The organism is Rhodopseudomonas sp. BR0G17 (assembly GCF_010907025.1).
Classification (GTDB): domain Bacteria; phylum Pseudomonadota; class Alphaproteobacteria; order Rhizobiales; family Xanthobacteraceae; genus Rhodopseudomonas; species Rhodopseudomonas palustris_H.
In genome coordinates this window covers 1-591 of record NZ_QUML01000096.1, presented here as the reverse complement: position 1 = coordinate 591, position 591 = coordinate 1, and the positions used below count along the sequence as shown (strand labels likewise).

Here is a 591-nt window from a genome sequence, read left to right as displayed (position 1 = left end):
CGTCAGCTACTCCCACACGCCGACCGACTACACCTCGATCAAGACGCTGCACACCATGGAGTTCGACGGTAAGGAATGGCAGATCTCGGAGAAGGCGGTCACTGAGTGACCTGCCACTGAGAATTCTCCGTCCCGTGACGCCCGCCTTCTGGCGGGCGTTTTGCGTTTCCGGCGGCGCCATCTCGACCCGCGCCTCGGCAATGCCTACCTTGGCGGCGTGAGCCTCGCCGAACCCGTCGCCGATTCCCGTCTGCTGCCCGAGCTGTTCCGGCGCTGGTTCGCCGCGCGCGGCTGGACGCCGCGCGACCATCAATTGGCGCTGCTGGAAAAAGCCCACGCGCAGCGCTCGGCGCTGCTGATCGCGCCGACCGGCGCCGGCAAGACCCTGGCCGGGTTCCTGCCGTCGCTGGTGGAGCTGAGCACTGCGTCGCGGCTCAACCTCTCCCCGCCTGCGGGGAGAGGTCGACTGGCCGGCGCAGCCGGTCAGCCGGGTGAGGGGGCTGATGAGCCTGCACTTGTCGACGCGGCGCGTGATGCGGAGGCGCCCCCGCATCCGGCGCGCCAAGATGCGCTTGCCGCGCCACCTTCTCC

1 pseudogene is annotated in these 591 nt (G+C 69.4%); it reads left to right on the top strand.

The window, feature by feature from the left end:
- Positions 1-217 precede the first annotated feature (217 nt).
- A pseudogene (locus DY467_RS26330) lies at positions 218-591 on the top strand (DNA ligase-associated DEXH box helicase); the annotation flags it as partial.